The 22,128-nt window shown below is 58.9% G+C and carries 20 protein-coding genes and 2 pseudogenes; 8 read left to right on the top strand and 14 right to left on the bottom strand.

The window, feature by feature from the left end; genetic code table 11:
* Positions 1-92: 92 nt before the first annotated feature.
* The 3 genes from PR018_RS25240 to PR018_RS25230 form a co-directional block, all read right to left on the bottom strand.
* Positions 93-3,179 (bottom strand): efflux RND transporter permease subunit, encoded by a 3,087-nt coding sequence (locus PR018_RS25240; protein ID WP_142832123.1) that lies wholly within the window; start codon positions 3,177-3,179, stop codon positions 93-95.
* Entirely contained in the window at positions 3,176-4,393 is a 1,218-nt protein-coding gene (locus PR018_RS25235; RefSeq protein ID WP_142832125.1) for an efflux RND transporter periplasmic adaptor subunit, read from the bottom strand. The genes PR018_RS25240 and PR018_RS25235 overlap by 4 nt, the downstream gene beginning before the upstream one ends.
* 103 nt (positions 4,394-4,496) lie before the next feature.
* Positions 4,497-5,210, bottom strand: a complete 714-nt coding sequence (locus PR018_RS25230) for a response regulator transcription factor (RefSeq protein ID WP_142832127.1) — start codon at positions 5,208-5,210, stop codon at positions 4,497-4,499.
* Positions 5,211-5,337: 127 nt separating this feature from the next.
* Here PR018_RS25230 and PR018_RS25225 point away from each other — a divergent pair, with 127 nt between their 5' ends.
* Together PR018_RS25225 and PR018_RS25220 are read left to right on the top strand one after the other, a co-directional pair.
* Positions 5,338-6,021: a response regulator transcription factor gene (locus tag PR018_RS25225; protein WP_142832129.1), complete on the top strand. Its 684-nt coding sequence runs from the start codon at positions 5,338-5,340 to the stop codon at positions 6,019-6,021.
* A complete protein-coding gene (locus PR018_RS25220; protein ID WP_142832130.1) occupies positions 6,008-7,396 on the top strand; it encodes a sensor histidine kinase in 1,389 nt (462 codons plus the stop codon). The genes PR018_RS25225 and PR018_RS25220 overlap by 14 nt, the downstream gene beginning before the upstream one ends.
* A 36-nt stretch (positions 7,397-7,432) precedes the next feature.
* On the opposite strand, the gene PR018_RS25215 is transcribed toward PR018_RS25220, so the two are convergent.
* On the bottom strand, positions 7,433-8,224 hold the full coding sequence (locus tag PR018_RS25215) for a COG4705 family protein (RefSeq protein WP_142832132.1): 792 nt from the start codon (positions 8,222-8,224) through the stop codon (positions 7,433-7,435).
* A 26-nt stretch (positions 8,225-8,250) separates the two neighbouring features.
* A complete protein-coding gene (locus PR018_RS25210) occupies positions 8,251-8,517 on the bottom strand; it encodes a hypothetical protein (RefSeq protein ID WP_142832133.1) in 267 nt (88 codons plus the stop codon).
* Between the two features lie 248 nt (positions 8,518-8,765).
* Between PR018_RS25210 and PR018_RS25205 the strand changes: the two genes are divergently transcribed.
* Together PR018_RS25205 and PR018_RS25200 are read left to right on the top strand one after the other, a co-directional pair.
* Positions 8,766-9,443, top strand: coding sequence for a winged helix-turn-helix domain-containing protein (locus PR018_RS25205; protein WP_142832135.1), 678 nt, complete (start codon positions 8,766-8,768; stop codon positions 9,441-9,443).
* On the top strand, positions 9,430-10,824 hold the full coding sequence (locus PR018_RS25200; protein WP_142832137.1) for a sensor histidine kinase: 1,395 nt from the start codon (positions 9,430-9,432) through the stop codon (positions 10,822-10,824). The genes PR018_RS25205 and PR018_RS25200 overlap by 14 nt, the downstream gene beginning before the upstream one ends.
* Before the next feature lie 51 nt (positions 10,825-10,875).
* Here PR018_RS25200 and PR018_RS25195 read toward each other — a convergent pair whose 3' ends face one another.
* From PR018_RS25195 to PR018_RS25170, 6 genes are all read right to left on the bottom strand, one after another.
* A complete protein-coding gene (locus tag PR018_RS25195) occupies positions 10,876-11,679 on the bottom strand; it encodes a COG4705 family protein (RefSeq protein ID WP_142832139.1) in 804 nt (267 codons plus the stop codon).
* 76 nt (positions 11,680-11,755) lie between these two features.
* On the bottom strand, positions 11,756-12,481 hold the full coding sequence (locus PR018_RS25190; protein ID WP_142832141.1) for a phosphatase PAP2 family protein: 726 nt from the start codon (positions 12,479-12,481) through the stop codon (positions 11,756-11,758).
* A 51-nt stretch (positions 12,482-12,532) separates the two neighbouring features.
* Positions 12,533-13,156: a dual specificity protein phosphatase family protein gene (locus tag PR018_RS25185; RefSeq protein WP_142832143.1), complete on the bottom strand. Its 624-nt coding sequence runs from the start codon at positions 13,154-13,156 to the stop codon at positions 12,533-12,535.
* Positions 13,157-13,289: 133 nt separating this feature from the next.
* A complete protein-coding gene (locus PR018_RS25180) occupies positions 13,290-14,087 on the bottom strand; it encodes an ABC transporter permease (protein WP_142832144.1) in 798 nt (265 codons plus the stop codon).
* Positions 14,084-14,740, bottom strand: a complete 657-nt coding sequence (locus PR018_RS25175; RefSeq protein ID WP_142832146.1) for an ABC transporter ATP-binding protein — start codon at positions 14,738-14,740, stop codon at positions 14,084-14,086. Before PR018_RS25175 ends, PR018_RS25180 begins: the two co-directional genes overlap by 4 nt.
* A gap of 35 nt (positions 14,741-14,775) precedes the next feature.
* Positions 14,776-15,576 (bottom strand): undecaprenyl-diphosphate phosphatase, encoded by an 801-nt coding sequence (locus PR018_RS25170; RefSeq protein ID WP_142832148.1) that lies wholly within the window; start codon positions 15,574-15,576, stop codon positions 14,776-14,778.
* A gap of 226 nt (positions 15,577-15,802) precedes the next feature.
* Between PR018_RS25170 and PR018_RS25165 the strand changes: the two genes are divergently transcribed.
* On the top strand, positions 15,803-16,192 hold the full coding sequence (locus tag PR018_RS25165; protein ID WP_142832150.1) for a response regulator: 390 nt from the start codon (positions 15,803-15,805) through the stop codon (positions 16,190-16,192).
* A gap of 59 nt (positions 16,193-16,251) precedes the next feature.
* Entirely contained in the window at positions 16,252-16,857 is a 606-nt protein-coding gene (locus PR018_RS25160) for a beta-barrel domain-containing protein (RefSeq protein ID WP_142832152.1), read from the top strand.
* Between the two features lie 529 nt (positions 16,858-17,386).
* Here the strand turns inward: PR018_RS25160 and PR018_RS25155 are convergent.
* Together PR018_RS25155 and PR018_RS25150 are read right to left on the bottom strand one after the other, a co-directional pair.
* A pseudogene (locus PR018_RS25155) lies at positions 17,387-17,725 on the bottom strand (transposase); the annotation flags it as partial.
* A 19-nt stretch (positions 17,726-17,744) separates the two neighbouring features.
* A pseudogene (locus tag PR018_RS25150) lies at positions 17,745-18,050 on the bottom strand (3'-5' exonuclease family protein); the annotation flags it as partial.
* 390 nt (positions 18,051-18,440) lie between these two features.
* On the opposite strand from PR018_RS25150, the gene PR018_RS25145 reads away from it, so the two are divergent.
* Positions 18,441-19,064, top strand: a complete 624-nt coding sequence (locus PR018_RS25145; RefSeq protein WP_142832170.1) for a plasmid pRiA4b ORF-3 family protein — start codon at positions 18,441-18,443, stop codon at positions 19,062-19,064.
* Positions 19,065-19,191: 127 nt separating this feature from the next.
* Here the strand turns inward: PR018_RS25145 and PR018_RS25140 are convergent, their stop codons facing one another.
* Positions 19,192-19,458, bottom strand: coding sequence for a hypothetical protein (locus PR018_RS25140; RefSeq protein WP_142832153.1), 267 nt, complete (start codon positions 19,456-19,458; stop codon positions 19,192-19,194).
* Between the two features lie 686 nt (positions 19,459-20,144).
* Between PR018_RS25140 and PR018_RS25135 the strand changes: the two genes are divergently transcribed.
* Positions 20,145-21,965, top strand: coding sequence for an ABC transporter ATP-binding protein (locus tag PR018_RS25135; RefSeq protein ID WP_142832155.1), 1,821 nt, complete (start codon positions 20,145-20,147; stop codon positions 21,963-21,965).
* Positions 21,966-22,128 lie beyond the last annotated feature (163 nt).

Raw genomic sequence — 22,128 nt, 5'->3', positions numbered from 1 at the left:
GCTCGCGCCATACCATTTGGTAATGTCGATAGAGACGCTCGAAGGATGGCGTCTCTATCGCGCCGCAGCAGCGGTAGGCGGACCGTCGACCCTCAGTGGGCCATGGCCGCCTTGGACGGCTCCCTGCTAGTTCTTTGCGCCAGCTTTCCCAGCATCAGGTAGATGACCGGCGTTGTGAACAGCGTCAGTATCTGCGACACGATTAGGCCACCGACAATGGCGATGCCAAGCGGTACTCGAAGTTCCGAGCCCGGACCGTTCCCAATCGCCAGTGGTAATGCACCGAGGAGCGCCGCAAGGGTAGTCATCATGATCGGCCGGAAGCGCAGCAGGCAAGCTTGGCGGATCGCCTCTGCCGGGCTCATCCCTTGATGCCGCTCGGCTTCCAGCGCGAAGTCGATCATCATGATGGCGTTCTTCTTGACGATACCGATCAGGAGGATGATGCCGATCATGCCCATGATAGAAAGGTCCTGGCCGAACAATTTTAGGGCAAGCAGCGCGCCGAGACCGGCGGACGGCAGTGTCGATATGATCGTGAGCGGGTGGATCGCGCTTTCGTAGAGCACGCCGAGAACGATATAGACGGCGATGACGGCGGCCAAGATCAGATAGGGCTCGCTTGCCATGGAGTCCTGGAAAGCCTGCGCCGTTCCCTGGAACGTACCGATCACGGTAACGGGCATTCCGACGGACACCTCCGCCGCGTGGATGGACGTCACGGCATCACTTAGCGCGAAGCCCGGCTTTAAATTGAACGACAGCGTCGTGGCGGGCATCGATCCCTGGTGATTGACCGATACGGGCGTGACGCCATTTCTCAATGTCCCGAGAATGCTCAAGGGAATGAGCTTGTCGGTCGTCGACGAGCGGACGTAGAGATGGCTGAGCGCCTCCGTCGTCAGGGCAAAGCGTGGGTCGACCTCCATGACGACGTGATACTGGCTGACTTGGGTAAACAGGGTGGCAACCTGCCGCTGGCCGAAGGCGTCGTAGAGCGTGTTGTCGATGGTTTCGGCATCGACGCCAAGCCGCGAGGCCGTGGTGCGGTCGATGTCGAGCGTCACGCTGGTCGCCGCCGTCTGCTTGTCGGAGATGACGTCCTGCAATTCCGGCAGGGCGGCCATCGTCTTGCCCATGACCGCCGCCCATTTGTCGAGTTCGGCTGCGTCCGGGTCCTGCAACGTATACTGATACTGCGAGGCCGAGGACCGCCCGCCGACCTGGATGTCCTGACGCACCTGCATGCCGATCGTTAGGCCCTCGAGATTGGCGGTCGCCTTCTTCAGCCGCGCCATCACGTCGGCGGCCGGGCTTCGTGTGCCAAACTGCTTGAGGTCGATCTGCACCTGACCGACGGCGGCCGACGGGCTCGGATTGATCCAGTAGGCAACGTTCTCGACGGCCGGATCAACGGTGATGATCTTGCCGAGTGCCTGCATATTCTTAGACATCGCCTCGAAGGAAATGTCGGTGGCCGCCTGCGCCTGCGCCTGGATGTAGCCGGTGTCCTGCTGCGGCAAAAAGCCCTTGGGCATCGACGTATACAGCCAGAGCGTCGCGGCAAGCGTTGCGAATGCCACGAACAGGGTGGGCAGGCGATGGCGGAGCACGATGTCCAGGCAATGTCCGTATCCCCGCGTGCAGGCGTCCAAGAAGCGCTCCGACCACAGATAGAGCCTGCCATGCGTCTGCTGGTGATCGTGCCTGATCAGCCAGACGCACAGCATCGGCGTCACCGTCAGCGACACCAGACCAGACACCAGGATGGCGACGCTGACAGTGACGGCGAACTCCCGGAAAAGCCGGCCAACGATACCGCCCATCAGCAGGATCGGAATGAACACCGCGATCAGCGAGATGGTCATCGAGATGATGGTGAAATTGACCTCCCTCGCGCCTTCGATCGCCGCCTGCAGCTTGGACTTTCCCTGCTCCAGATGCCGGACGATATTTTCGATCACGACGATCGCGTCATCGACGACGAAGCCGACGGCGATGGTCAGCCCCATCAGCGACAGGTTGTCGAGGCTGTAGCCCAGCAGGTACATGACCGCGAAAGTGCCGACCAGTGACAGCGGAATCGTCACGGCGGGAATGACGGTCGCCCAGACATTGCGCAGGAAGGCGAAGATGACCATCACTACGAGGCCGATGGTGATCAGCATGGTCATCTGCACGTCGGAGACGGAGGAGGTGATGATCTGGGTGCGGTCGCCGACGACGGAAAGCGTGATGCCCGCAGGCAGCGCCGCTTGAAGCGCCGAAAGCCGGTCCTTGATGGCCTGCGTCGTGCTGAGAATGTTGGACCCGGCCATCTTGTGGATGTCGAGCATGACCGAGCGGCGGTCCTGCAGCCAGGCCGCCTGGTGCGTGTCCACTGGCCCGGTGATCACCGTTCCAAGATCCTTGACATAGATCGGGGCGCCGTTGCGGTAGGCGACCACCATCGATTGATAGGCCGGGACGTCGACAATCTGGTCAGTGGCGTCAAGAACCGTTGTGCGACCGTCGCCGGACACAGATCCCTTCGGCGCGTTCAGGGTCTGCGTTCCAACGATCGTGCGAACGTCCTCAAGCGTCAGCCCACGCGACGCGAGCTTGTCCGGATCGAGACGAAGGCGGATCGAAGGGCGCTGCGGCCCGTGATAGTCGACAAGCCCAACGCCGCTCATCTGCGATATTTGCTGCGCGATGATGTCTTCGGCGTAGTGATCAAGTTCCGTCAGCGGTAGCCGGTCAGATGTCAGCGCCAAGGTCAGGAAGGTTACTTCCGCAGGGTTGGTTTTGTGGAATGTCGGTGCGCTTGGTAGATCCTTCGGCAGCTGGCCGCTGGCGGCGCTGATCGCCGCCTGCACGTCCTGGGCGGCACTGGTCAGGTCGCGGTTGAGATCGAACTGCATGGTGATGCTGGTGCGGCCGGACGAACTCGTCGAGGTCATCTGCGACACGCCGGAGACGGTCGAGAGCTGGTTTTCCAGCGGGGTAGCAACAGACGTTGCCATCGTATCGGCGCTAGCCCCCGGCAATGTCGCTGATATCTCGATCGTCGGAAAATCGACTTGCGGCAGCGAGGCGACGGGCAGTTTCGAATAGGCGACAGAGCCTAACAAAATCATGCCGAGCGCCAGCAGGCACGTACCGACGCGGCGGCGAATAAAGACCTCGGAAATGCTCATTGAGCGATCTCCCCGGCGCTGGCGACCTTTTGCGGAACCGCTAACTTCGGTGCGATCTTCGTTCCGTCCGTGAGCCTCGATTGGCCGGAAATGACAACTTTGTCCCCAGGTGCCGCGCCGGAGAGCAAGCTCGTCATGCCGTCGACCACCGGTCCGGTCTTGACCGATGACGTGGCCACGGTTTGATCCGGCTTCATGACGAAAACATAGGGTCCGGTCTGGCCGTTCTGGATGGCCGCCGATGGCACGACCGTCTGGTTCTTTTCCGTTCTCAGCACAATCCGCGCAGTCACCAGTTCGCCCGGCCACAGGGCAAGATTGCCGTTGGCAAACTCGGCCTTGAGTTTGATCATGCCGGTCGTGGTGTCGACCTGGCTGTCGATCACCGAAAGTCTGCCGTCCCCCAGATGCTTGGAGCCATCGCGGCTGTCGACGGAAACCGCCAGAACGCCTTCGGACTGGCCATCGACTAAGGCCGGGACCTCGTCCTGCGGCAGCGTGAACTCGACCACAATCGGATGCATCTGGGTGATCGTCACGATGCCGGCCGTATCGCTGCTGTGGACGATTGCCCCCTGTTCGGCGGTTCGCAGACCCGCACGCCCGGAGATCGGCGCGGTGACCGTGGCAAAGCTGAGGTTCAGCTTGGCGATATCCACCGCCGCCTGATCGCCATCGACCGTCGCCTGGAGGACCGCGACCTGGGCCGTGGCCAGATCGGCGGCTTGGGTCGTGCCGCCGCCCGAGGTGGTCAGGCGCCTGGCCCTCGCCTCGTCAAGCTTGTTGCTGGCGAGCTGGGCCATGTCCTTCTGCAGGCTCGCCTGCGCCTGCGCCAGGGCGGCGTCATAGGGGCGCGGATCGATCTGGGCAATGGCATCGCCGGCATGGACGGTCTGGCCCTCGGAAAACAGCACCTTTTGCAGCTGCCCATCGATACGCACCTTGACGTCGACGGCGGTCAGCGGCGTCACCACGCCGAGGCCGGACCGCTCGATGGGCAGGTCCTGCGTCGTCACGGACGCGGTGTCCACCGGTATCGCTGCGGCAGCGGCCTTGGGCGATTGTGCCGACACGCTCTTCTGTGCCGGCCAGAAGACCGAAACGGCGGTTCCGGCAACCAGCAGGAATGCGAGGCTGCCAAGGATGGCCCTGTCCCGCGGGCGGCGCGGGTTTGTGTCAACGGCGGGTTTCGTCGGAATTGCATCATGATTCATGGGGCGCTCGCTCAACTGGACTTGGCGATACGGATTGGTGCATCGCAGCATCACAGTGCGGGCCGGCGCATGGACGGCAAATCGCGCGAAGATGAAAAAAAGTTTAAGGAGCCGCTGTCTTGCCGGCAGGCTGCGCCCTCTCCGGCCCCGTGGCCAGCCGGTAACCGACACCCGGTATCGTTCGGATCAAGTCGAAGGCATGGCCATGGTCGATCTTGCGGCGGAGCCGATGGATGTGCATGTCGATGATGTTGCCGCGCGGCTCGAAGGCATAGTCCCAGGCCGCCTCCAGCAGCATGGAACGGGTGACGACCGCATTGGCATGCCGCATCAGCGTCTGTAGAAGCAGACATTCGCGAAACTGCAGCGAGATAGCCCCTCCGGCCCGCATAGCGATCCGCTGCTGGATATCGAGGGTGAGATCGCCGGCCATCAGCACCGCCCCGTGCGCGGCACCGTCATGCCGCCGCGCGATGGACTGCAGCCGCGCCATCAGCTCGCCGAAGGCATAAGGCTTGGCGAGGTAGTCGTCGCAGCCGGCGCGAAGACCTTCCACCCGATCGAGCGGATTGCCGAGCGCGCTCAGCATCAGGATCGGCACCGGGTTTTGCTGACAGCGAAGGGCCAGGACCAGATCGATGCCGCTCATCTTCGGCAGCAGGCGGTCGACGATCAACGCGTCATAGATGTCTTCGCTGGCGAGTGCCAGGCCGAGTTCGCCATCCGCGGCGCGGTCGATGACGATTCCGGCCTCCGACAAACCCCGTACAAGGTAGTGAGCGGTCTTATCATCGTCCTCTACGACTAGCACCCGCATGGCATCCCAACCGTTAGATTAAAATATTTTCACGTTTGGGCGAAACCCGATTAGTCTTCGCACATATAAGGTCGCACAGCAATCTGACCATATGCCATCCGTATAAGGCTTGCTCCTTGGAGAAAATGTGTCGAGAATCTTGGTGATCGAGGACGATGTGAAGACCGCTGCCGAGATCGAAGCGGCTTTGGTCGACAATGGCTGCGAGGTCGCCTGTTCGCACGACGGACGCGAGGGACTGGTGAAAGCCGTCTCTGAAAATTTTGATGCCATCGTCCTGGACCGAATGTTGCCGGGCAGCCCGGACGGCTTGGGATTGCTGGCGACCCTGAGGACGGCGGGTGTTCAGACACCCGTGTTGATCCTCAGTGCGCTATCGGCAGTCGACGAACGCATCCGGGGGTTGAAGGCGGGCGGCGACGACTATCTGACAAAGCCCTTCGAGGCGCTCGAACTGACCGCGAGGATCGATGTCCTCGTCCGCCGCCGCTACAGCGTCGCCCAGGCAACCGTGCTGAAGGTCGGCGATCTCGAAGTCGACCTTCTGAACCATGTTGTCAGGCGGGCGGGACGATTGCTCGATCTGCTGCCAAGGGAGATGAAGCTGCTGCAATATCTGATGCGCCATTCGGGCCAGGTCGTCACCCGGACCATGCTGTTCGAGGAGGTCTGGAATTATCGCTACGACGAGCCCACCAACGTCATCGACGTCCATATCAGCAAATTGCGCAAGAAAGTCGACCTGGCGGGCCTGCCGCCGATGATCAGGACGATGCGCGGATCAGGATATGTGCTCGATGCGGCTGTTTGACCTCCTCCGCACAACCAGCTTCCGATTAGCGCTGACATTCCTTGTCTTGTTCAGTATTGCGGCGACGAGTCTGTTTGTCTTTGTCGCCTGGCAAACCTCCGACTTCATCGCGCAAAGGACGGATGAGTGGCTGCTACGGGAGGTGTCCGGGCTGCAGGATGTGCCGCCGGATGTCATCCGGACAAGACTGGTCGCGCGTCTAGCGAACGGCCTCAGTCTCGAGCGCTCCTTTGCACTGTTCGACGAGAACGGAAAACTGCTGGCCGGCAGCGACATACCCCTGCCCCCCAACGCGGCGGCCGCGACGACACCGTTCGACTTCAAGGTTCGCGTCGGCGACCGTCGTCTGCCGTTTCGCGGGGTGGTCCGGCGGCTTAGAAACGGCGAGCAACTGCTGATTGCTCAAGGCGTCGCCGAACAGCACGAATTCAACGAATTGCTTGCGAACGCCATGTTGCTTGGCGCTGTGGTAACAGCGGTCTTGGGATTGTTCGGAGCGGCCTTCGTCGGAGCAGGCTCAATCCGACGCATAGAGGGCATCACCCGCAGCGCCCGGATGATCATGAATGGTGATCTGGCGCAGCGCTTGCCGACAGGCCGAGCCGGTGGCGATATCGACCGGTTGGCTGCGGTCGTTAACGACATGCTGGAGGAGATCGAGCATCTCATGCATGAGGTCAAAGGCGTCTGCGACAATATCGCCCATGACATGCGCACGCCGTTGACCCGCATGCTGGCTGGCCTGGAACGGGCACGCCGGCGCGCCGTGACCGTCGAGGACTACGGACGATATGTAGACGAGGCCGTGGTCGAGCTGCAGGGCATTTTAAAGACATTCAGCGCACTGTTGCGAATTTCGGAAGTCGAGGACGGGATACGGCGGTCCGGGTTTCTTCCCGTCGATCTGGCGGCGATCGCACAGGACGCAATGGAGTTCTACGAGCCTTTCGCCGAGGAACGCGATGTCGCGCTTTCCTACCGCAATCATCTCGGATCAGCCGTCACTCTGTCGGGTGATTCCAATCTGCTGTTCGAGGCCATTGGCAACCTGATCGACAATGCCATCAAGTTCACCCCGGCTGGCGGACGGGCGACGGTCACACTCGAGAAGATCGATGGTGCGATCCGTCTGATCGTCGAAGACACCGGATGCGGAATTCCGCCCACCGAAGCGGAAGCCGTTTTGCGCCGCTTCCACCGAGCCGAGCCGAGCCGACATACGCCCGGCAACGGTCTGGGCCTCAGCCTTGTATCGGCTATAGCCCGGCTGCATGGCATGGCACTGGGAATAGAGCAGCCCGCCCAGGGAAGCCGAATCGTGCTCGTGATACCAATGCTGACTCCAAAGCTCATTGATGCGCGGTTTGCTTACTAGCTAGCGTCGATGTTCCAAAATGGAGGAAGATCGACTTTAAATTGACGCTTTCTGCTCCATGTCAGCCTCGGAAGCGTATCGGGCCGTCATATAGACCACGATGAGCACGATCACCGCGAGGAACAGCAGGCTGGTGTAGATCGTTCCCAGCCCAAGTCCGCCATACTCCATAGGCTGAGACAGATAGTCCCCCAACGATGCGCCAAGCGGTCTGGTGAGGATGTAGGCGAGCCAGAACGCGACGACGGCGTCGAGCTTCAGATACCGGTAGGCAAGGCCAATAGCGCCAATGATCACGCCGAACAGAATTCCCGTCGTCACATAGCCAAGGCCCATCACCTCGGCGATCCAATCGCCGACGGCCGTACCAAGTGCAAAGGTGAAAAGGATAGCCAACCAGTAGAAGATCTCCCGCCTGTCAGTCGAGATCGAATGGATCGAAAGCGTGCCCTCCCGCACCCTCCAGACAACAAACGTCAGGGCTAAGGCGATGGTGAACCCGATCACCGTCGCAAACAGGGGGATGCCCAAATTGTCGACGAGGTTGTCAGTGACCAAAGTCCCGACAATGCTGATCATCACCACCGCCGTCCAGTATACGTATGGAATATAGCGCTTCTGGGCGTACTGGATCTGCAAGCCGACGAAGAGAAGACCAGCCATGATCAGCGTCGTCACAGTCAAGCCCAGCCCAAGGTTGACGGCGAGATAGTCGGCGGCCGTTTCACCCATCGTCACGGCCATCAACTTGATGAGCCAGAAATCGACGGTGACGCGCGGGACACGGTTAAGCGCTTCCGCCGGGCCCATGAGGGTAAGTGTTTTCATGACGTCTCTCCTGGCCGCTGCGTTCGTCACTTGCCCATGATCTTCATGGCTTCCGACAGAAACTTGTCGGACCGGGTGTCATCGTCCGCATTGCAACGCTCGACGGCCTTTGCCTCAAGATCGTCGACCTTCGTCTTGTCGGCATCGCTCAGTTTTGCGGAGGCCTTGGTCGCCCGCATGTCCTTCAGCATTTCCTCGCAGGGCACCGAAGCGGCGTGGGTAGGAATGGCAAGAGCAACGAAGCCGGCCAGGGCAACGACATTAAAAAGGGAAGCGGCAATTAATGTTCTCATGTGAATAGCTCCGAATGACCGACTTGGCGGTGATTGATCTTCCGCACGATGCGATTTCTGATCGGCGGCAGATCAAGCTATACTGGGTTGCGCATACGACCTTCTGTCCGCCACAATACGGTTTCGTAAGGCAAACCAGAGGCGTATCTTACGAATCTGTAAGGTGCGGCTAAGGTTGGTGACACAATACTGCGATACCAAAGCGCGCAACCCCGGATTCCGTCTGAAGCGAAGGACGTCAACAGCCCATGCATATTCTCGTCGTCGAGGACGACTCCAAGACGGCGCAATATATTTCCAAGGGTTTTCTGGAGATGGGGCATGTCTGCGACATCATCGCCGATGGACGAGATGCGCTTTTTCAAGCAACGCGTAACCCTTACGATGTGATGATCGTCGACCGGATGATTCCGGGGCTGGACGGCCTGTCGATGGTCCGGGCGGTTCGCGCCGCGCAGGTGAAAACGCCGGCAATTTTCTTGACGTCGGTCGGAGGGGTCGACGACCGGGTCGAGGGACTGGAGGCCGGCGGCGACGACTACCTGACCAAGCCATTCGCATTCTCCGAGTTGTTGGCGCGCGTTAACGCGCTTGCCCGCCGCCCGCCGATCCAGCAGGAGAAAACTGTCCTTCGCGTCGCCGACCTCGAAATCGATCTCGTCCGCAGGCTCGTCACCCGTCAGGGCCAGGTGATCGAGCTGCAGCCGCGCGAGTTCACTTTGCTCGAGGTACTGACGCGCGGCGAAGGCCGGGTTCTGACGCGCACCATGTTGCTGGAGCGGGTCTGGGACTTTCATTTCGACCCGAAGACCAGCGTCGTCGAAACCCATATCAGCCGGCTTCGCGCCAAGATCGACAAACCCTTCGAGGTCCAGCTTCTGCACACGGTCCGCAACACGGGCTATTGCCTTCATGCGCCGCGCTAGGCTGTTGCGCAGCACGCCGTTTAGGCTGGCGCTGACCTTCGGCATCCTTGTTATTACGGCCTTTCTGATCGCCGGCGCGGTGACCTACGAACTGCTAAGGCGGGAATTGTCGCGCGCTTTGGACATGTCGATCCGGGAAACCTATTCCGTTGTCGCCTCGACTTACGTCGCCAACGATCTCGAGGACCTGACGGCAGCGGTCGGCACCTATGCCAGCCTTAGCCGCTCGAACAATCGCATTTTTCTCCTGCTCGATCCCGATGGCAGAAGGGTGGCGGGAAATATTCCGGCCGCCCGTTTCCAGGAGGGCTTTTCCACCGTTCTTGCCACAGACGTCGGAATGGCAAGCGGTGGCCAATTCCGGAGTTTCGCCGGAAATGTCGGACCCAATCATCTGATCATCGGGCAGAGCTATGCCGAGACGAACCATCTCGAACGGATCGCCCTCGTGAGTTTCGCCTGGGCTTCTGTCGCCATCGTCGCCTTGGCCGTGGCCGGTGGCGCGTGGCTCGCGGGTCGCGCGCAACGCCGTCTCGATGGCATCGAACGGACAATGGTCGAGGTCTCCGGCGGCAACCTAACCGACCGCATACCGCTACGCGGAAATGGCGATGATATCGATGTCGTCGCCACGCACATGAACCACGCGCTCGATCGCCTCTCCGGCCTCGTCGAAGGCATGCGGCAGGTGAGCACCGATATCGCCCATGACCTCAAGACCCCGCTGAACCGCCTGAAGATGACCGTCGAACAGGCAATACTGCAAAGCGAGAGTGGACAAGAGACATTGGCCCTGTTGCTCGAGGCGCGTGCCGAAGCCGATCATATCAACGCCACCTTCGAAGCCCTGCTGCGTGTCTCACAAATCGAAGCTGGCGCACGCAAGACGCGCTTTAAACGCGTCGACCTATCGGGCATTTTAGCCTCCATCGCGGAGATCTATGGCGACGTCGCGATCGACAATGGGCAGTCGATACAATTCGAGCCGAGTTCGAGCCCGTCGCAGTGGGTGCTGGGTGATCCTGAATTGCTGACCCAGATGTTCGTCAATATTGTTGAAAACGCCATCACCCATTGTCCGGCGGGCACCGTCATATCGATAAGGTCGGGCAGGGATGGTGAAAGTCCGCGGGCTGTCGTCGCGGACAACGGCCCAGGGATTCCACCAGAAGAACGGGCCCTGGTTTTCCGGCGTCTCTATCGGCTGGACAAAAGCCGGACGACACCGGGCAGCGGGCTGGGCTTGAGCCTCGTGAAGGCGATCGCAGAACTCCATGGTGCAATAGTTCTGTTACAAGACAATCAACCGGGACTGTCCGCCGTCGTGCAATTCTCCCTGTCTGACGTTCATGCGGCTGTCAACACCGAAAGCGTCTTTTGACTGGCACTGGCTTGACCTCCTGCGGGTCCGCGCCGCGCCGCGACATCGACTTCAATACCCACCGGCGGATAGTTCAGTCTTCGATCTCTTTCTGGTCAACGACGAATAGACGACAAGCGCACAAATTAGGATCGCCAGAACCAGGCTGACGGGACCGGTTCCCCAATTCAAGCCTCCGCGGGCGGCATTCACGCCCATCCAGTCCGCGAACGAGGCACCCAGAGGCCGGGTGACGACATAAGCGAACCAGAAGGTCGCAATTTCTGAAAAGCCAAGTTTCCAATAGGCAATCGCAGGAAGCGCGAACACGACGGCAAACAGAATGCCGGATTGCAAATAGCCGAGCCCCATGTTTGTCGCGGTCAGATCGCCAGCCGCAGTTCCGAGTGCAAAGGTGGTCGAGACGGTCGCCCAATAGAAGAGTTCGCGCCGTGTCGTGTAGACGCTGTGAATCGACAGCGTTCCCTCGGTCCGCTGCCAGATGGCGAAGATCACAGCCAGCGCGACAGCAAAGAACGGTGTCGAGATCGCGTAGGAGATGCCCAGCGCGACGTGCACCACGTCGGCGGCCATTGTCCCGAATACCGAGACCATGACGACCGCCAGCCAGTAGATCCAGGCGATGTAGCGCTTGGCGCGCAATTGAAGCGCCAGCGATGCCACGAAAGCAACGCCGCCAATTCCAACAGCGACCATGGGATCGATTGTGTTGACGAGGTAGTCGGACGTTGTTTCACCCATACCCGTAAGCAGGATCTTGATGATCCAAAAAAGCGCGGTGACCTCAGGGACCTTGGAAGCCCCCGTCTCGAGATACACAATGTTCAGATCGGGCTTGCGGCACAAATCTACCATTTGACGGGACTTCCTGGATCGATGTGGGTGTGGAGATAAATAAAATAAGTTGGAAACGGAGCGGAGCGGATGACGTTTATCCACGCGAACGCGCCAGCGTCAGGCGTTTTGTCACCAGCCAGCACACCAAGACCCAGACGAGGCCACAGCACCAGCCAGCCACCACATCGATCGGATAATGAACACCAAGATACACCCGGCTCGACCCAATGAGGGCGATCATGACAAGCGCCAGAGCGTATCCGCAAGCCCGCAGCCGACTGGAGGACTGGGTGGCGGCAAACAGCAGCGCAAGGGCCAGATAGGTTGCAGATGAATCGGTAGCGTGCCCGCTTGGAAAGCTGAAGCCGCTCGCTGTAACGAGGTGCAATCCGATGTCCGGTCTTGGACGCCCAACAGCAAGCTTGATAATGTTGAAGAGGCACCAGGCACCGATCACCGAAAAAAGCAGAAACACGGCATCTGATCTTTTCCCGACAATGAAGAGATATCCCGCGATGGCTGCAGCGATGATGCCAAGTGCGATACTGCTGCCGAGGTCGGTGATGGCGATGAAGATATGGACGAGTGACGATGGACCCAGCGGCATAGACGTATCGTCCCTGTGGCGGATCGCTAGCAGCACGTCATGATCGAAACGCTCTGTCCAAGCATTCAACACGGCGACCGTCAGCGACACGAACAAAAGAGATCCGATTGCGATGGAAGTCCGGGCGATCCTCAGTGCGGTGCCGGACTTCTCGCGTTGATCAGAAGAGGAAATCATTTCAAGCCCCTGGTGTCGATGCGCAACGACGAACACCGGCGTCGGTTCGCAGGCAGCTCGGGACGCGATGAAAGGCTGTGAAAGAAATCACCCACTGACTGGCTTCGAACTCGGGGGCGCCAGAACCTGTTCCTTGACGCCGAAATGCTTTTCGAGCTTCGTCCAGCTAGAATCCATAGCGTAGGTCGGAGAAACCGTCTGCAAGCCAACATGGCCATAGTAGAAGGAAAGTTGCCGTTCAGCCGTTTCCTCATCGACGCCGGCGATCTGCTGGCTGTAGATAACCGAGACTAGGCCGGTTCGGTCGGCACCGCTGTTGCAATGGACCAGGATCGGCTTGGGGGCCGACCGCATGATCGCAACAAGCCGGTCCGCCTGATCCGGCGACAATTCATGCGATGACGACATGCGGAAATCGATGTGTTGGACGCCTAGACGGTTGGCCTCCGCCAGCTCGCTCCCGTACCATTTTGCAGCCTCGTCCTCACCCCGCAGATTAATGACCGTCTTGATGCCGTTCTTCTGCACGTATTCGGCAAGCTGTTGCGGCGATGGCTGCGCCGACCGATAAAGCTCGCCCGGAATGACAGTATGAAAATTGCCCGTCAGTTGCAGCGCCCAGGCATAGCCGCCGAGTGATGCCGCAACGGCAAGCGCCGAAAGACCGGAAACTGCGAAGGCTTTTTTCAAGCGTTTAGAAAAAAACTTCATTGGTAAAGTCCACCATTGACTGTGCTGTCGCTTATGGCGGAGCCTACTGACAGCTACCTGAAAGCACTGGGGAATTGCTTGGGATGGTCCGCATCCACCACCAACATCTTTGCATCGGACTCGGCAATCGCGACTAGCCGTTGGACAGGCGATCAAGTCTGAGACGGTGGCGCTCGTCGGTCAGCCGCGAGAGCGAGAAGAAGACGGTGATGATGATGCTGGCGACCGACGCGGCGCACAGCAGGAACATCAAAAATATCTGCGACTGCGCGGCTGCCATCGGGTCCTGACCGACCAGGATCTGGCCGCTCATGATCCCCGGCAAGGTGATAATACCGGCGCCGGCCATCTGGTTGATGATCGGAATGGCACCCGCATGGACGGCGCGGCGCATGACCGAGGACACCGCCTGCCAACGGGTATAACCGAGCGCAAGTTGCGCTTCGATGGCGTTGCGTTCGGTGGAAATGCTGCCCAACATGCTGTTGAGCGCCACGCTGGCAGCGTTCATCGATGTCCCGAGAATGATGCCGGCGATCGGAATGATGATCCGAGGGGTCGTCCAGTCTTGGCTGCTTGACAGGGTCACGAGAGCAAAGGCCGCGATTGCCGTCGTCGACAGGCTGACCGCCACACCACTGATCAGATAGTGCCAGATCCCGGCGATGCGCCGCTGCTGACGCGAACCGACTTCGAACGCGGCGGCCGCGATCATGGCGATCAGCAGAAGCGCCGTCAAAAGGTGGCTGGCGCTTTGAAACAGGACCCGCAGTACAAATCCGATCATTAGCAATTGCAAGGCGGTGCGCAACGCCGCGATCAGGATCTGCCGATGGATGCCGAGGGACAGGGCCAGCGAGAGACCTGAACTGAGCAGCACCAGCCCACTCGCCAACACCAGTTCCATGGGCCCGAAGGTCATGCCGCTCATCGGCCTGTCCCCATGGTGAAAACGGCCTTGCTGAGTCTTTGCACCTGGTCGGCCGCGTGCGAGACGATGACGATGCCGATATCCTCCGCGATGAGTTCGCGGATCAGTGACTCGACCTGCAGGGTGGAATTGTGATCGAGAGCCGAAGTCGGTTCATCTAGGAGGAGAAACCGTGGCCGCTGTTCGATCGCCCGCAGCAGCGCGAAGCGCTGCCGCTCACCGGTCGACAGTCGGTCGGGCGCTGCATCAAACAGAGCCTGTGAAAGACCCAGATGCTCGGCACCGCCTCTATTGCCTTGTGTATCGCGAAAATGCGCCCCGATCGTCGGTGCCCACCAGCCGGGCTCCGATCCACTGTAGCGTATCAACCGACGCCATTGCGGTGCGGGCATGGCGGTGCATTCCTGGCCATCGAGCCAGCAGGACCCCGCATGGGGCAGCAGATCGGCCATCATTCGCAGAAGCAAGGATTTCCCCGATCCGGAAGGACCGGCCACAGCCAGACATTCTCCACTTGCAACCGAAATGCTGAAAGGGCCGATGTCACCGGATTGCAGGCCTGTGGTCTTCAATATCGATGGCAAGGACGAACCGTTCCGCTGGATTACCAGCTTTGTTTCCTGGATGGGGTGAAAAGACAATGGCCGTCGCATCGGTTTCGAATGAGGCAGTCCCCAGACGAACGACGCTAGCCAACCGTCAATAGGCCAATCATTCCGATCACTCCAACGATAATCCGCCACCACGCGAACGGCGCAAATCCGCGCGTCGACACGAAATTTAGCAGTGATCGCACCACCAGCAGGCCGGAGACGAAGGCAGCGACGAAGCCGACGACGATCAGTAGCCCGTCATCGGCGCTGAGATCGTGCCGGCTCTTGAATAGGTCGAGGGCGAAGGCCCCGACCATGGTCGGCATCGCCAGAAAGAAAGAGAATTCGGCTGCCGACCGCTTATCTCCGCCAAGCAACAGCGCGCCGACGATCGTCGCCCCTGACCGTGATGTGCCCGGTATCATGGCCAAGCACTGGAAGAAGCCGATGCAGACCGCCATTGGCCAGGAATAGTCCATGGCATCGCGATAAAGAGGTTTGAATGCGAATTTGTCGACCGCCAGCAGAACGAAGCCGCCGAGAACGAGCACGATGCAAACCAGCATCGGCGTCTCGAAAAGCACAGCCTTGATATAGTCGTGGGCTACAGCGCCGATCACCGCCGCCGGCAGGAACGCAAACAGAATGGCGAGCACGAAGTGACGCGCGCGTCTGTCCGTCGGCAGGGCCTTTGCAATGCCCACCAGGCGCTGGAAATAGACGAGCAGGATTGCCAAGATCGCGCCGAGTTGAATGAGCACGTCGAAGGTCGCGGCAGACTTGAAGCCCATGAAATGGCCGAGAAGTATCAGGTGCCCGGTGGAAGAAACGGGAATGAATTCGGTCAGACCCTCGACCAGGCCGAGGATCAACGCCATTGCGATCTGTTCAATCATGAATTCAGCCTTGCGTGCGTGATCTTGGAAGGAATGAACGGCCGGATGCGGAGCTGGTCACCGAGCGGACGTGCAGCGGATGGAGAGGCCCGCGTCACCAATATCGAAAGAGGACTTCGCCGCGTCGTCGTCTCGCAAACCTAGCTGACAGGAGCCTTAACGAGCCGGTTTCAGGTGGATGTCAGCATGCCGGTGCATCTTGACTGCCGAAGCTGGAGCCGAATAAGTGCCCGTACTGTTAGTGGAAGACAATTTCATAATCGGCAACGCGCTCCGCGACCATATCGCTGCGGATGGCTGGTCCGTCGATTGGTCGGTCGACCTGCGTTCCGCAATTTTCGCGACTGATCACCGATCCTACACGCTGATCCTTCTGGACCTGCATTTGCCCGATGGCAGCGGGCTTGAGCTCCTGCGGCGCCTGAATGAGCGTTTGTCAATGCCACCGGTGATCATCCTGTCAGCCTACGATCAACTCTCTGACAGGCTCGAAGGAATTAAACTCGGCGCAGCGGACTATCTCGTGAAGCCGTTCGATTTGATGGAGATGATTGCCCGTATCGACCGCGTGATGGGCAGGCCGGTCTATGTCCAGCGCGCTGCCCGCTCAGCCTGATTTGCCAGCGACACGACCGAAGGCAACAAGACGCTTCGGGCATTTATGCCGACAATGTAATGAAGGAAGGGGATGCCTCCCGCCAAGTGGATCAGTTGGAGCAGCAGTTGGTAAAGGCCGAAACGCGGCGGGAGGCTATGACAATAAAAAGCCCGATAGACGGTGTAGTTCAGACCTCGGCCATCACGACCATCGGTCAGGTCGTTTCGGCCGGTACCGAGCTGATGCGGGTGGTGCCTAAGGGCGCCGCCTTGGAGATCGAAGCCTACATCCCCAACAGCGATATCGGCTTTGTCTCGGTTGGGCAGGAAGCTGTGATCAAGGTTGAGGCGTTTCCCTTCACTCGCTACGGGATCATCAGCGGTCATGTGACCGAGGTCGGAACTGATGCTATCCCCGAACCCGATGCGCAAGCGCTGGAAGGGCAACCCGCAAAAGAGCTTCAAAGCCTGATCCCAATAGGTAATGTCCAGCGGGTTCAAAACCTCGTATTTCCTGTGACGATCAGACCAGATGTTTCGACCATCAACGTTGATGGAAAGACCTTGCCGCTGTCGTCGGGCATGGCCACGACGGTCGAGATCAAGACTGGAAAACGACGAATTCTGGAATATTTGTTTTCGCCACTCGCCGCAATCACATCTGAGGCAATGCAGGAGCGGTGAGTCTGTTGACGCTATCAAAGCTGTTCAGCATCGAGGATCTGAATGAATTCGCTCGCCGGGAATTTCGAGCGACGGTGGGGGATAACTCATATCGTTCCCTTTACAACGTTCGAGCACATTGAACAGATATGAACGTTGTATACATCGGCACGAGGTTAGCTAAAAGCTTGAAAAGCTGAAAATTTGATTTGGGGAAAGCAAGTCGCAGCCGTCTATCTATTCGAATTAAGTCTTTGAACCGAAGGTCATGTGATCGAGTGCGGTCTTCTGTGAGGCCTGTAGATACGGCGTTTACAGAAGCCGCTGGCCGGTATGGTGATCTGCGGGTCGGGTCCAAATCTGAATCCCGAGCTCTTCTGCTCATGATTCAAGGCTGGTTTTCCCGATCCAGATCTTTTCGATCATTTGCCCATTCGGGTCGTCGCCTTCTCACACCCCTTTTTCCGACATTAGGTTACCTGCAACACCTTCATCATGTTGCTGGCGCCTGTGCCGGAACTCGATAATCCTCATGTTTTGTCAGCAATGCCTAGACCGTGCGCGCCATCTTGTTGGCCAGTGCGATCGCGACCAACATTCGGGGCTTTCGCGCGAGCATGCGCGCCAACCACGATCCTTCCGGTTTGGATTTCCGGCCCAGCCAGCTCAGGCGTGTCATTGCCCCAATAATCAGCAGCCTGCGGATATCAGACTGCCCAGACTTGGAAATGCGTCCCAGTCGTTGTTTGCCGCCCGACGAGAACTGACGTGGCACAAGGCCGAGCCATGCGGCGAAGTCACGGCCACGCCGGAAGTTCTCCATTTGCGGGGCAAAGGCTTCGATCGCCAAGGCTGTCAAAGGGCCAACGCCAGGAATGGTCTGCAAGCGCCGCGCCGTGTCAGCTTCAGCCGAAGAAGCTATCGACCCCAGTGAGGGCATCTTGCAAGGATACGCCCTCGGCCTCGATGTTTTTTTCGGTAATGCCGGTCAGTTTGGTGAAGAACGGATCGATGGCATACCTGTTGCCAAACCTGTTGACTGGCTGGACATATGCCTTGTATGTCCCCAAAATCGGAAATTCACCTTGAAGCGCTAGCCTGACCGCCCCGATCTGCGCGATCACGGGATCCGGATCGTGGGCTGCACACCAACACCGACGTTGAGACCCTTCCAAGCAAAGAAGTTCGCAGTCAAATATGATCGCCGTTTTCATACGTCACCGTTTCTCTGCGTTGACGAGTGCTTCTCATTACGAGAAAGATAACTGCACTTTCGGATATAGGACAAGCCTCCCTATAGCATTCCCATGAACCCGCCCGATTTACAGATTCATTGCGGCGCCAACGCTGCCGAGGGTTGTCCACGAGATTAAGCCGGTCACTAGAGCGGTATATCCGCTCACGGCTACATCGGACGCCCATCGCCGGATGGAGGCCGGTGGCTTGTCGGGAAGGCAGTTCTGGCTGGTTTTCATGAAAGAGGCACGCATACGGACCTATCAACTACCCTTGATGTAAGACGAACACATGCCGCCGCAAAACCTCCCGGCATGCCGCACCCCGACCGACTTGACGATCTTTCGTCTATCTTGTTCATTCGGGGAATGTTCAAAGCCGCAAATGCTGTCCAGATCAGAGTTTCTATCGATGAGATCGAACCAGACGTCTGGCGCCGGCTGGTCCTGCCGGTCCAATGGACCCTAGAGCATCTGCATCTTGGAATTCAGGCTGCATTCAACTGGTGGAATTATCATCTCTATGAGTTCCGGATCGGTGGTCTGCGGTATGGGGAAGTCGAGACCCTGACGGAGGATGCCACCGACGACGATCCTCGGGTCTTCGATCAGAGAGAGGTCCGTTTGCTGGACTTCGAGCAAGGTTCCGTGTTCAGCTACCATTATGATTTCGGGGACGACTGGCAGCACACCGTCGTGGTTGAAGAGTTCTTGACGCTCACCACTACGCCGAATCACGGGAGCTGTGTCGCAGGCGAAAGGGCGCGACCACCGGAGGATGTCGGCGGCGTGTCGGGATATGAGCGGTTCCTGGAGATCATCGCCGACCGGGAAGACCCGGAGTATGACGAAACCATCCGTTGGTGCGGTGGCTACTTCGATCCGGAATGGTTTGACCTTTCGACTGCCGACAAGGATCTGCGCAATGCGTTGCGCTCCAACGTGAAACGGCGCTTGTATCAACCGAAGCCGAAGTATGTCCCAAAGAAATGAGTTAGCTGGGTGCGAGCGGCGGTCCTGATGGAATACGGATTCTCGCCAACTCCGCCAGGCAACGACAGCCTGTCCCTCTGTAGTAAGACCTTCGGGCACCGACTGCTGCGTCATTTAGGACGACGGTTCAAGCGTTCTGACTTCGATGACCAACGCCTTTTAACGCCGGAGAGTTTAGAAGCGTCAACGATACTGCTCGGTGGGTTGTCGGCGGCTGATTCTCGCTGTGGCATTGCGCCAACGTCTCAATCCATGTTGCGATATCACCCGGAATGGCGACTTCGCCCGACTCCAGCGCCTCGATCCAGGCAAGGTCGCAATGCAGCGAGTTTACCAAATCAATCGATGTCCAGCGGATGAGGTTCAGGCATTCTCTGAAACGGTCGGGAGTCATGTTGACCACTCCTAGTCCTCAAAGTTCGAACGACGCTGTTGTGCCGTTATACCCTCATTGCCGAGCCTCGAGCGGGAGCCGCTCGTGTCTATCCTGAGACGCGAGATTTCTAGCCCGCGCGGCGTTTTCCATGATCTTCGCAAATTCACCCAACGGCACGTGATCAGCGCGAAGCATAAGGCGGATCATTGGATCATGGAGAACTTCCGACATCGTCAAATCATCGTGGTACATGCGATCACCCTCTTTTTTGTGAGGTTGATAGCGCTGGTCTGTGACGCCAACATGATGAGAGCGAGGCTAGATCTGGGCCTGCCTTGACAGCGCGGCCGGCCATGGAAATCCGGAATGCATCGATAGCAGGTGCCGCCCGCGATCTGTTGCAACTTTGCCGCATCTCAAAGATTAGCCAAAAATCTAGCCGAGTTCGACTTGGCCTGCGTCCCCAATCGACCTAGGATTGGCAATCATCAACACGGTTCTAGGGAGTTTTCGATGGCTAATTTTCACAACTCCCGAGCAGCTTCCGCGAAGTTCGCCTGAAGCCTGCAGCGTTTTTTCGACGCGATAGAACCTGATTGACTGGTGCCACCCTCCCGTCGATCATTCCTCACAAAACCATTTCGCGCGTTCCTGCGCGGACATCCTTTTCCCTGTGAAGGAGCCGGCGTGAGCCGGATATATCAATGGCTCTTGGTTTCAAATCCCGCCGCGGCGGGGCTTTTCGCAGCGTCTTCTGTTTTTGCTGGGCTCATTGGAAGCATCAGCCGGGCCGCGCTTCCTTCATGCTGTTTGCTGTCATGCTCTCGACGCTTGCGGATGTGCTGACACCCTTGTTCTCCGGTCGGCTGGTCGATGCCGTGGTCTCCGGACAGGCGAGCGATCTCGCAACGTGGAACAATGCCATCAACGCCTTTTGTTGGCTGATAGCACTGTCGATCGGCGCCGTCATTCTAAGGCACGCGACGTTCACCGCCATCATAGGCTTCACTCTGAAGTCGATGTCTGAGATTGCCGCGGACTCTTTCGCCCATATCCAGCGGTTTTCAAGCGAATGGCACGCCAACAGCTTTGCCGGCTCTACCGTCCGCAAGGTTACGCGAGGTATGTGGGCGCTTGACGTCCTCAATGACACAGTCTTTGTTGCGCTCTTCCCGTCGCTGGTGATGCTCATCGGCTCGACGATCCTGATGACGTGGTACTGGCCGATGATGGGGTTGCTGGTCGGCGCGGGGTCAGTCCTCTTTATTGTGTTCACTGCGGTGATGGCATTGCGATATGTCGCGCCGATGGCCAGCATGGCCAATAGCTGGGATACGCGTCTTGGAGGCGCGCTCGCCGACGCCGTTACGTGTAATGCGGTCGTAAAGGCCTTTGGTGCCGAAAGCCGGGAAGACGAGCGTCTATCCCTCGTCACTCGCAAGTGGCAAGATCGAACACGACGGACCTGGACGCGAGGCACCCTGAACGGCACCTCGCAGAATGCGCTGCTCAGCCTGCTGCGCGGCTGCGTTCTGGGCCTTGCCCTTTGGCTCTGGGCCAACGGAAAGGCGAATGCCGGCGACATCACATTCGTCCTGACCGCGTTTTTCATCCTACAGGGCTACCTGCGCGAAATCGGCATGCATATCCGTAACCTCCAGCGCTCGGTCAACGACATGGAGGAGCTTGTCACCATCCATGCCCAGCCCTTGGGGGTGGAAGACATTCGCGGGGCACCTGCGCTCCACGTGAAAGCTGGCTTGATCACCTTCGATCGTGTCACCTTCCACTATGGCAACCACCATGCGCCACTCTACAAGGACTTTTCGGTCACTATCAAGCCCGGCGAGCGGGTGGGCCTTGTCGGCCATTCCGGCTCGGGAAAGACCACCTTCATCAAGCTGATCCAGCGCCTGCATGATATCAACGGTGGGATAATCTCGATCGACGGGCAGGATATTTCCAAGGTGGCTCAGACCTCTCTTCGCCGCCAGATCGCCATTGTCCAGCAGGAACCCATCCTGTTTCACCGCTCGCTGGCGGAGAATATCGCCTACGCAAGACCAACCGCTACGCAAGCAGAAATCAGAACGGCCGCGCGGCTCGCCAGCGCCCATGACTTCATAGAGGCGTTGCCAAAGGGCTATTCGACACTTGTCGGCGAACGTGGCATCAAACTTTCCGGTGGCGAACGGCAACGCATCGCCATCGCCCGGGCATTCTTGGCCGACGCGCCCATCCTGATCCTCGACGAGGCGACCTCCAGTCTCGATTCAGAGTCGGAGATGCTCATCCAGGAGGCAATGGAGAAGCTAATGGAGGGCCGTACAACACTCGTCGTCGCTCACCGGCTGTCGACAGTGCGGGCGCTTGATCGGCTGCTGGTCTTCGAACGGGGACATATCGCCGAGGAAGGCACCCATGCTAGCTTGATCCGGCGCAAGAGGGGGATCTATCGCGGGCTGTTCGAGCGCCAAGCGTTGGAGCTGACGAAGGGCATAGAGAGCGAAGGGCTGATCGGATGACAAGAGGCTACAGGCAGTCCGCTGTCCACAAAATGCGCTCACCTCGAAAAGCGAGGTGGCCAGACGCGTCAGTGCTAGCTTGTGGTTTTCTAGAGAATGCTGCCCAAGAGGAGTGAATTGGTTTGTTGAGACAATCACACAGCTATGAGGCAAGCCTCGCCTT

Source organism: Rhizobium rhododendri (assembly GCF_007000325.2).
In the GTDB taxonomy this organism is placed as follows: domain Bacteria; phylum Pseudomonadota; class Alphaproteobacteria; order Rhizobiales; family Rhizobiaceae; genus Rhizobium; species Rhizobium rhododendri.
Note: the sequence above shows the minus strand (reverse complement) of the source record. Positions and strands in the feature narration are given on the sequence as shown.